The sequence below is a fragment of the Micromonospora phytophila genome, from assembly GCF_023656545.1.
Classification (GTDB): Bacteria; Actinomycetota; Actinomycetes; order Mycobacteriales; family Micromonosporaceae; genus Micromonospora; species Micromonospora phytophila.
In genome coordinates, this window is sequence record NZ_JAMOKF010000231.1 from 1 (window position 1) to 9,006 (window position 9,006).

The following is a 9,006-nucleotide window of genomic DNA, read 5'->3' on the forward strand; positions in this document are numbered from 1 at the left end:
GGCCGGGGTGTGGCCGGCGCCGAGGCCCAGCCGGGCCCGCCCGCCGCTGACCACGTCGAGCGTGGCCACGTCGGTGGCGAGCAGGATCGGCTCCCGGACCCCGGCGTTCGAGACGTACGACCCGAGGTTCAGCGTCGTGGTCACCGCCCCGGCGGCGGCCAGCGCGACGAACGGCGATGTCACCGCGCCGGGGTGGTCGGCGGCGAGCAGCGCGTCGAAGCCGGCCGCCTCGGCCCGCCGGGCCAGGTCCAGCCAGCTCGCGGCGTCCGACGGGGTCGCCTGGAGGGAGAAGGTCACCATCCGATCAGCCTGCCGCCCCGGGCCCGGATCGGCGAGCCCGCCACCGTCGGTTCTGCTACCGGCAGATCACCGGTCCGGAAGGGGGATCGTGGGGTGTCAGGTGGAGGGCTCGTTGGGGGCGTTGTCGTGCCAGCGGGCGCGAAAGGCGGCCTCGTTGACCTCGTGGCTGGTCCGCTCGTGGAACACCAGCTCGTGCAGGGCGTGCCGGGCGTCCGCCATCAGCACCACCTCGGCGGCGATCAGGCCCACGCAGATGGCGGTCAGCAGGCCGAGGGCCGCCAGCCCGGGCAGGTGGGACGCGCCCGGGATGGCGGCGATGAGCGCGAGCACCGCGCCGACCCGGGTCCAGGACAGGGTGTGCAGGGTGCGCAGCTGGAACAGCATGTTCGCGGACAGGTAGCAGATGACCCCGCCGAAGAGCAGCGGCACGCTCGGGCCGTGCGGCGCCTCGGCGACCGACACGTCGGGGTCGGCGATCTCGTGCACGATCTCCTCCGCGCCGAGGGCGAACAGGATGATCCCGGCGATCATCGGCAGGTAGAGGTACGCGTACGCGTCGCGGGCCATCGCCACCCGGGGGCGGCCCTTCGTCGCGTGCAGGGCGATCCGGGCGGCCGGACCGATCATGTCGTAGTGCGCCCACCACAGGGCCGCGGTGAAGACGATGCCGAGCACGGCCGCGGCGACCGCCGGCCACGTCGGGGGCTGGCCGAGCAGGTTGCTGCCCACGCCCACCGAGATGACCGACTCGCCCAGGGCGATGATCAGGATGAGGTCGTAGCGCTCGGTCCAGTGCTCGGCGGAGGTGACCCCCCAACCCCAGGTGCCGGCGATGATGCCGGTGGCGTACTGGAGCAGCACCACGGTGAGCCACAGCCCGTCCCGGACCATCGCGGCCTGACCCGGGTCGTCGATCCGGGCGGGCACCAGCGCCGCCGCGGTCAGCAGCAGGGTGCTGGCGATCACCTCCGGGGTGAAGTGCCGCAGCTGTCGCCGCTCGTCCGGACTGTCCCGGACCACGTGCAGGTAGAGGACCATGTGCACGACCCGGATCACGACGTAGCTGATCGCCACCACCATCGGCCCGGCGGCGCCCTTGTGCGGATCGCCGAACGCCTGGGGCAGGGCCAGCGCGAAGCAGAACAGCGCGGCCATCCCGATGACCATCAGCACCGGGACGAAGCCCTCGCCGAGCCGGATCCGGGTGGCGACCACGCTGTGCACCACCCACACCCACCAGAGCACGGCGAGCACCATCAGGGCGTGCAGCAACTGGCGGCCGGTGATGTCGAGGGCGGTGGCCCGGGTGATGATGAAGAACGAGAAGACGAAGACCAGGTCGAAGAAGACCTCGAACTTGTCCACCCGGGCCCCGGGGGCGATGGCGACGGCGGGTCCCAGCCGCCCGCGCCACCGTTTCCCACCCACCTGACCCACTCTGGCAGCGGGCCGCGCCGGCTGGGCCGGAATGAGCCCACCGCCGGAGCCGTCGACGAGGCGCCGTGCCGCCCGCGCGGCCGCCGGCCGGGCTGTCCGTGGTGGTCAGCGGTGAGCCAGGCCGGCGCGGGTGTCGCGGCCGTCGACCAGCCGTACCGTCCCGCCCGCCGCTCGTCACGTGGCCGGCCGGCGTGGCGCGGCGACGTCGGCCTCAGTGGCCGCGGTAGAGGGCGTCGATGTCGTCGGCGTAGCGGGTCCCGACCGTCTCGCGTCTGATCTTGAGGGTCGGGGTGAGCTCACCGGCGGCCTCGGTGAAGTCTTCGGGCAGGATGCTGAAGGCCTTGACCGCCTCCGCCCGGGACACCGACCGGTTGGCCTGGTCGACCGCGGCCTGGATCTCTCCGCGCAGCGCGGGATGGTCGCGGGCCTGCGCGACGGAGGCGTCCCCCAGGCCGTGCCTGCTCTGCCAGCCGGCCCAGGCGTGCTCGTCGATGGTCACCAGCGCGGTGACGTAGGGCCTCCCGTCGCCGACGAGCATGCACTGGCTCACCAGGGGATGCGCGCGGATCTCCTCCTCCACGGGCGCGGGAGCGATGTTCTTGCCCGCCGCGGTCACGATGATCTCCTTCTTCCGGCCGGTGATCCGCAGGTAGCCGTCGTCGTCGAGGAAGCCGAGATCGCCGGTGGTCAGCCACCCGTCGTCGGTGAACGTCTTCCGGGTGGCCTCGGGGTTGTTCCAGTAGCCCTGGAACACCACCGCACCGCGCGCGAGGACCTCACCGTCGTCGGCGATCCTGATCTCCACGCCGGGCAGCGGACGGCCGACCGTGCCGACCCGCAGCGCCTCCGGCCGGTTCGCCGTCAACGCCGGGGACGTCTCGGTCAGCCCGTAGCCCTCCAGCACGGTGATGCCGACGCCCCGGTAGAAGTGCGTCAGCCGTTCACCCAGCGGAGCGCCGCCGACGATCGCGTAATGGCAGCGTCCGCCGAGGGCGGCCCGCAGCTTCCGGTACGCCAGCGCGTCGAACAGCAGCCGTGCCAGGCGTACGGGGACACCCGGGCCGCGTGCCGTGTCGAGCCCCCTGCTGTAGCGGACCGCGACCGTCTCCGCCGCGGTGAACAGCCACCCCCGGTGCGCGTCGGCGGCCTTCTGCCGGGCCCGGTTGTACATCTTCTCGAACACCCTCGGCACCGCCAGGACGAATGTCGGCCGGTACTGGCGGAGCTGCTCCAGCACACCGCCCATGTCGCCGCTGTGCACCATCGTGGCCCGGGTGTGCACCATCCCGACCTGGACCTGCCGGGCGAACGCGTGGGCCAGCGGCAGGAACAGCAGCGTCGACGCGCCCGGGTGGAACAGTTCGGGCATCGCCGCCGTCGCGTTGGTCACGTCGAGATAGATGTTGCAGTGCGTCAGCACGCAGCCCTTGGGCCGCCCGGTGGTGCCGCTGGTGTACACGATCGTCGCCACGTCCCCGGCGGAGACCGCCCGGCGGCGCTCCGCCACCCGCTCCACCGGGACACTGTTCCCGCGTTCGGCCAGCTCGACCAGGTCGCCGGCGTGGATGCGCCACACCCGGGTCAGCGCCGGCAGGGCGTCGCGCCGGCCGGCGAGCGTCGCGGCGTGCTCGGCGGTCTCCACCACGCACGCCACCGCCCCGGAGTCGGCGAGGATCCAGGCCAGCTGGTCCGCGCTGGAGGTGTCGTAGATCGGTACGGTGACCGCGCCGATGGCCCAGAGCGCGTAGTCCACGAGGGTCCACTCGTACCGGGTGCGGCTCATCAACCCCACCCGGTCGCCGTGCCCGACACCCGCCTCGACGAACCCCCGGGCGAGCGCGAGGACGTCGTCGCGGAACTGCTCGCAGGTCACCGGCGCGCCGCCCGGGCCGGTCCGGCGCACCGGCCACGCCCGGTCGACGGGGTGCGGACGGACGAACTGCACGCTCTCCGGATGGCGGCCGGCGTTGTCCCAGACCGCCTCGGCGAGGCCGACGGCGTCGGCGCCCGTGACCGCCGGTGCGACCGCGACGTCCCGCATGCCCACCTCACTCTCGTACGCCCCGGGCCCGAGTGGAGGACGACAACGGGCGCTTCCGCCATGATGGCCCGGCGGGCGAGGCTCGGAGGGCCGATCACCGGAACCCGGCCGCGCGGCGGGTGCACCGTGCGGCCGACGACGCGAAGGGGCGCGCGGCGTGAGCCGCGCGCCCCTTCGTCGGGTATGACCGTGGGCCTACAGGCCCAGGTCGGCCTCGAAGTTGCCGGCCTCCAGCCGCTCCTTGACCGTGGCCAGGAAGCGGGCGGCGTCGGCGCCGTCGATCAGCCGGTGGTCGTACGACAGAGCCAGGTAGATCATCGACCGGACGGCGATGACCTCGCCCAGCTCCGGGTCGTTGACCACGACCGGGCGCTTGACCACGGCACCCGTGCCGAGCATCGCCGACTGCGGCGACGGCACGATCGGGGTGTCGAAGAGCGCGCCCCGGCTGCCCGTGTTGGTCAGCGTGAAGGTCGCCCCGGCGATCTCGTCCGGGCTGATCTTGTTGGTCCGGGTCCGCTCGGCCAGGTCGGCGACCCGCTTGGCGATGCCGCCCAGGTTCAGGTCACCGGCGTTGTGGATGACCGGCACCAGCAGCCCGCGCTCGGTGTCCACGGCGATGCCGAGGTGCTCCGAGTCCGGGTAGGTGATCGTCCCGGCGTCGAGGTCCATGCTGGCGTTGACGATCGGATACGTCTGCAACGCCTCGACCGCCGCGAGGGCGAAGAACGGCAGGAACGACAGCTTCACGCCGTGGCGCTGCTGGAACGAGTCCTTGGCCCGCGCCCGCAGCTTGGCGATCTTGGTGACGTCCACCTCGATCACCGTGGTGAGCTGCGCCATCTCGTGCAGCGACTCGTGCATCCGCTTGGCGATGGCCTTGCGGATCCGGGGCAGCTTCTCGGTGGTGCCCCGCTTGCCGCTCGGCTGCGGCTTCGCGGCCGGCTGCGCCGGGGCCGCCGCGGCGGCGGGCTGCTCCGCCGGGGCCGCCTTGGCCGCCTTGGCCTTCTCGGCCGCCTCCAGCACGTCCTGCTTGCGGATCCGGCCACCCACGCCGGTGCCGTTGACCGAGGAGAGGTCCACGCCGTGCTCGCTGGCCAGCTTGCGCACCAGCGGGGTCACGTAGCCGGCCGCCTCCTCGCCACCGCCCTGTGCGGGCGCCGACGGGCGCTGCGGGGTCGTCGTCGGGGCGGCGGGCACCGCCTGCCGCTCGGCCTGCGCCGGCTGGGCCGACACCTCGGCCTCGGCCGACGGCTCGTTGTACGACAAGCCCGGAGTGGGCTCCTGGACCGTGGGCTCGGGCTTCGCCTCGGCCTTCGGCTCCGGCTTGGGCTCGGGCTTCGGCGCCGGCTTCGCCTCGGCCTTGGGCTCCGGCTTGGGCTCCGGCTTCGCCTCGGCCGGGGCGGCGCCGGCGGCACCGATCACGGCCAGGTCCGCGCCGACCGCGGCGGTCTCGTCCTCGGCGACCTTGATCTCCAGGACGGTGCCGGCGACCGGCGACGGGATCTCCGTGTCGACCTTGTCGGTGGAGACCTCCAGCAGCGGCTCGTCCACCTCGATCGAGTCGCCGACCTGCTTGAGCCAGCGAGTCACCGTACCCTCGGTGACGCTCTCGCCGAGAGCCGGCATCTTCACCGGGGTGCCCTCGCCCGACGGCGCGGCGGCCTGGGGCTGCGGGGCCTCCTGGGCCGGCTTCTCCTGCTCGGGCTCCGGGCCGGTGCCCTCGGCGGCGGCCGTCGGCTCCGCGGCCGGCTCGGCCGGCTCGGCCGGGGCCTCCTGCTGCGGCGCGGCCTCGCCCTCACCGGCGATGACGGCCAGCTCGCTGCCGACCTCGGCGGTCTCGTCCTCGCCGACCACGATCCGGCTCAGCACGCCCGCCGCGGGGGACGGGATCTCGGTGTCGACCTTGTCGGTCGACACCTCGAGCAGGGGCTCGTCGACCTCGACGGTGTCACCCTCCTGCTTGAGCCAGCGCGTGACGGTGCCCTCGGTGACGCTCTCGCCGAGCCGGGGCATGGTGACCGATACCGGCATCTTCTAAGACTCCTTCATTCCCCTGGTGGGATCATCGCCCGTCGCCGGACGCCGCGGTTGTCGTGATCAGGCGTGCGCGTGCAGCGGCTTGCCGGCGAGGGCCAGGTGGGCCTCGCCCAGGGCCTCGTTCTGCGTCGGGTGGGCGTGCACGAGCTGCGCCACCTCGGCCGGGTAGGCCTCCCAGTTGTAGATGAGCTGCGCCTCGCCGACGAGCTCACCGACCCGGGCGCCGACCATGTGGACGCCGACGACCGGGCCGTCCTCGACCCGCACGAGCTTCACGAAGCCGGCCGTCTTGAGGATCTGGCTCTTGCCGTTGCCACCCAGGTTGTAGTTGTAGGTCTTGACCTTGTCGCCGTACTGCTCCTTGGCCTTCGCCTCGGTCAGGCCGACCGACGCCAGCTCCGGGTCGGAGTAGGTGACCCGCGGGATGCCCGCCTCGTCGATCACGGCCGGGTTCAGGCCGGCGATCTCCTCGGCGACGAAGATGCCCTGCTGGAAGCCGCGGTGCGCGAGCTGGAGGCCGGGCACGATGTCGCCGACGGCGTAGACGTTCGGCACGCCGGTGCGCAGCCGCTCGTCGGTCAGCACGTAGCCGCGGTCGGTCTTGACGCCCTGCTCCTCGTAGCCGAGGTTGGCGGTGTTCGGGCCCCGGCCGACGGCGACCAGCAGCAGCTCGGCCTCGACGGTCTCGCCGCCGGCGATGGTGACCTTGACGCCCTTGTCGGTCTTCTCGACCTTCTCGAACGGCTTGCCGACCTTGAAGTTGATCTTCCGCTTCCGGAAGGCCCGCTCCAGCGCCTTGGACGACTCCTCGTCCTCGGCGGCGACCAGGCGGGGGAGCGCCTCGATGATCGTGACGTCCACCCCGAACGACTTCCACACGCTGGCGAACTCCACGCCGATCACACCACCGCCGAGCACGATGGCGGAGGAGGGGACCCGGTCCAGGGTCAGGGCGTGGTCACTGGTGATGATCTTCTCGCCGTCGATCTCCAGGCCGGGCAGGCTCTTGGCGTACGAGCCGCTGGCCAGGATCACGTTGCGGCCGGTGTAGCGCTTGCCGTCGACCTCGACGACGTTCCTGCCCACCAGCTTGCCGGCGCCGGCGACGAAGGTGATGTTCTTGGCGCCGCCGACCAGGCCCTGCAGGCCCTTGTACAGGCGGGAGACGACCCCGTCCTTGTACGAGTTGACCGCGGCCATGTCAATGCCGTGCAGCTCCGCCTTGACGCCGAACTGCTCCGACTCGCGCGTCTGGTCGGCGATCTCGGCCGCGTGCAGCAGCGCCTTGGTCGGGATGCAGCCGTTGTGCAGGCAGGTGCCGCCGAGCTTGCCCTTCTCGACCAGCGCGACCGAGAGGTCCAGCTGGGCGGCGCGCAGCGCCGCCGCGTAGCCGCCGCTGCCACCTCCGAGGATGACGATGTCGAAGGTCGCTTCGTTCGGCTCGCTCACGTCCAACTCCCAGGTCGCGTCACTGCATCGGGGGTCACGGCGGGGTAACACGGACACACCCCACCTCGGTCATCTTGTCACCACCGCGCACAGCTCGCGTAGCGAGGTGCCCAACGACACGTCGTCGACACGTACCCTTGGCGCGGGCTTCGATGACCGAATGTGGGGGAGACGGGTCGGTGGGACTGTTCCGGCGACGCAAAAAGTCGCGTGCGGTGAGCCTCGACCGGGCGGCCGACCGCGCCGATCTGCAGCATCTGGAGAATTTCGTCCGGACCCGTCGGGGAGTCGAGGCGTACATCGAGCCCCGGACCACGGTCACCGAGACCACCGTCATGCTGATCGCCGACGACGGCGAGTGGACCCGCCGCCGCATCGACGGTCCCGACGGCGCCCGCCGCTTCGCCCACCGGCTGGGCATCCCGATCTACGACGTCCGCCTGATGGGCTACCCCCAGCGGATGCGCGACTACAACGAACGCCGCAAACGCCGCCCCGAACTCTTCTGACCCCCACCCCGCCTCGCAAGGGCCCCTCTTTCACGGAAAGAGTGGCCATTCCGCGCGGAAAAGCCACTCCTTCCGTGAATCTGCGGCGATCTGGGCGCGGCGAGCGCGCGAGGGGGCGGGACGAGGGACGGGGCGCCCCCCGTGCAGGGGGCGCCCCGTCGTGCGCGTACGCGTCGGGGGTCAGCCGTTGGCGGCGACGTCCTCGACCAGCTGCACGAGCGTGCGGACCGGGACGCCGGTGCCGCCCTTGGTCCAGTAGCCGGTCGCCTCGCCCGAGTGGTAGCCCGGGCCGGCGATGTCGATGTGCGCCCAGGCGACGTCGTCGGTGACGAACTCGCGCAGGAAGACCCCGCCCTGCAGCATGTGCCCGGCCCGGTCCATGACCGCGTTGACCTGGGAGATGTCGGCGACGTCGGAGTCCATGCCCTTGCGCACGTCATCCGGCAGCGGCATCGGCCAGGCCGGCTCGCCGACCGACTCACCGACCACCTTGACCCGCTCGCAGAGCTCCGGGGTGCCCATCACGCCGGCGATCCGCTTGCCCAGCGCGACCACCTGCCCACCAGTGAGGGTGGAGGTCTCGAAGAGGTAGTCGCAGCCGTCCTCGCAGGCCCGCGCGATCGCGTCGGCAAGGATCATCCGGCCCTCGGCGTCGGTGTTGAGCACCTCCACCTTCTTGCCGTTGTACATGCTGATCACGTCACCCGGCCGGTACGACCGCCCGGACGGCATGTTCTCGGCCATCGGCAGGTAGGCCGTCACCGCCACCGACGGCTTCAGCGCGGCGACGGCCAGCATGGCCGCGCCGACCGCGGCGGCACCCGCCATGTCGGACTTCATCTCCCACATGCCCTGCGCCGGCTTGATCGAGATGCCGCCGGTGTCGAAGGTGATGCCCTTGCCCACCAGCGCGACGCGCTTGCCGGTGCCGCCACCGGCCGGGGTGTAGCTCAGCCTGACCAGGCGCGGCGGGGCCTCCGAGCCCTGCCCGACGGCGATGATGCCGCCGTAGCCACCGGCCGCCAGGGCCGCCTCGTCGAGCACCTCGACGTCCAGCCCGGCCTCCCGGGCGGCGTCGGCCACCGAGTCGGCGAAGGACGGCGGGCGCAGCTCGTTCGGGGCGGTGTTCACCCAGTCCCGGCTGCGCCGGACCGCGTTGCCGACCACCTGCGCCCGGGTGATCTCGGCCTGGGCGCCCGAGTCGGCGGCGTCCGGGACGGCCACCAGCAC

Annotated in this window: 7 protein-coding genes; 1 reads left to right on the forward strand and 6 read right to left on the reverse strand. The window is 72.4% G+C overall.

All coding sequences use genetic code 11. The annotated features are described in order from the left end of the window. The 5 genes from NCC78_RS22565 to lpdA form a co-directional block, all read right to left on the reverse strand. Positions 1-300 (reverse strand): LLM class flavin-dependent oxidoreductase (locus tag NCC78_RS22565; protein ID WP_250796880.1); only part of this gene is annotated, 300 nt, incomplete at its 3' end. A gap of 96 nt (positions 301-396) precedes the next feature. Further along, on the reverse strand, positions 397-1,728 hold the full coding sequence (locus NCC78_RS22570) for a low temperature requirement protein A (RefSeq protein ID WP_250796881.1): 1,332 nt from the start codon (positions 1,726-1,728) through the stop codon (positions 397-399). 220 nt (positions 1,729-1,948) lie between these two features. Next, complete coding sequence (locus NCC78_RS22575) at positions 1,949-3,778, reverse strand: AMP-dependent synthetase/ligase (RefSeq protein ID WP_308220934.1); 1,830 nt, start codon at positions 3,776-3,778, stop codon at positions 1,949-1,951. Positions 3,779-3,973: 195 nt separating this feature from the next. Then, on the reverse strand, positions 3,974-5,812 hold the full coding sequence (gene sucB, locus NCC78_RS22580; RefSeq protein ID WP_250796882.1) for a 2-oxoglutarate dehydrogenase, E2 component, dihydrolipoamide succinyltransferase: 1,839 nt from the start codon (positions 5,810-5,812) through the stop codon (positions 3,974-3,976). A gap of 66 nt (positions 5,813-5,878) precedes the next feature. Continuing rightward, on the reverse strand, positions 5,879-7,267 hold the full coding sequence (gene lpdA, locus NCC78_RS22585) for a dihydrolipoyl dehydrogenase (protein ID WP_250796883.1): 1,389 nt from the start codon (positions 7,265-7,267) through the stop codon (positions 5,879-5,881). A 179-nt stretch (positions 7,268-7,446) separates the two neighbouring features. Here lpdA and NCC78_RS22590 point away from each other — a divergent pair, with 179 nt between their 5' ends. Then, positions 7,447-7,776 carry a hypothetical protein gene (locus NCC78_RS22590; protein WP_250796884.1) on the forward strand — a complete coding sequence of 110 codons (330 nt, stop codon included), beginning with the start codon at positions 7,447-7,449 and terminating at the stop codon, positions 7,774-7,776. A 180-nt stretch (positions 7,777-7,956) separates the two neighbouring features. Here NCC78_RS22590 and NCC78_RS22595 read toward each other — a convergent pair. Continuing rightward, the coding region (locus NCC78_RS22595; protein ID WP_250796886.1) for a leucyl aminopeptidase at positions 7,957-9,006 on the reverse strand (1,050 nt) is incomplete at its 5' end.

What these genes read in the sequence shown, in the direction of transcription:
- NCC78_RS22575 (WP_308220934.1), bottom strand. Translation starts at nt 3,778, where the DNA reads ATGCGGGACGTCGCGGTCGCACCGGCGGTCACGGGCGCCGACGCCGTC.
- sucB (WP_250796882.1), bottom strand. Translation starts at nt 5,812, where the DNA reads ATGCCGGTATCGGTCACCATGCCCCGGCTCGGCGAGAGCGTCACCGAG.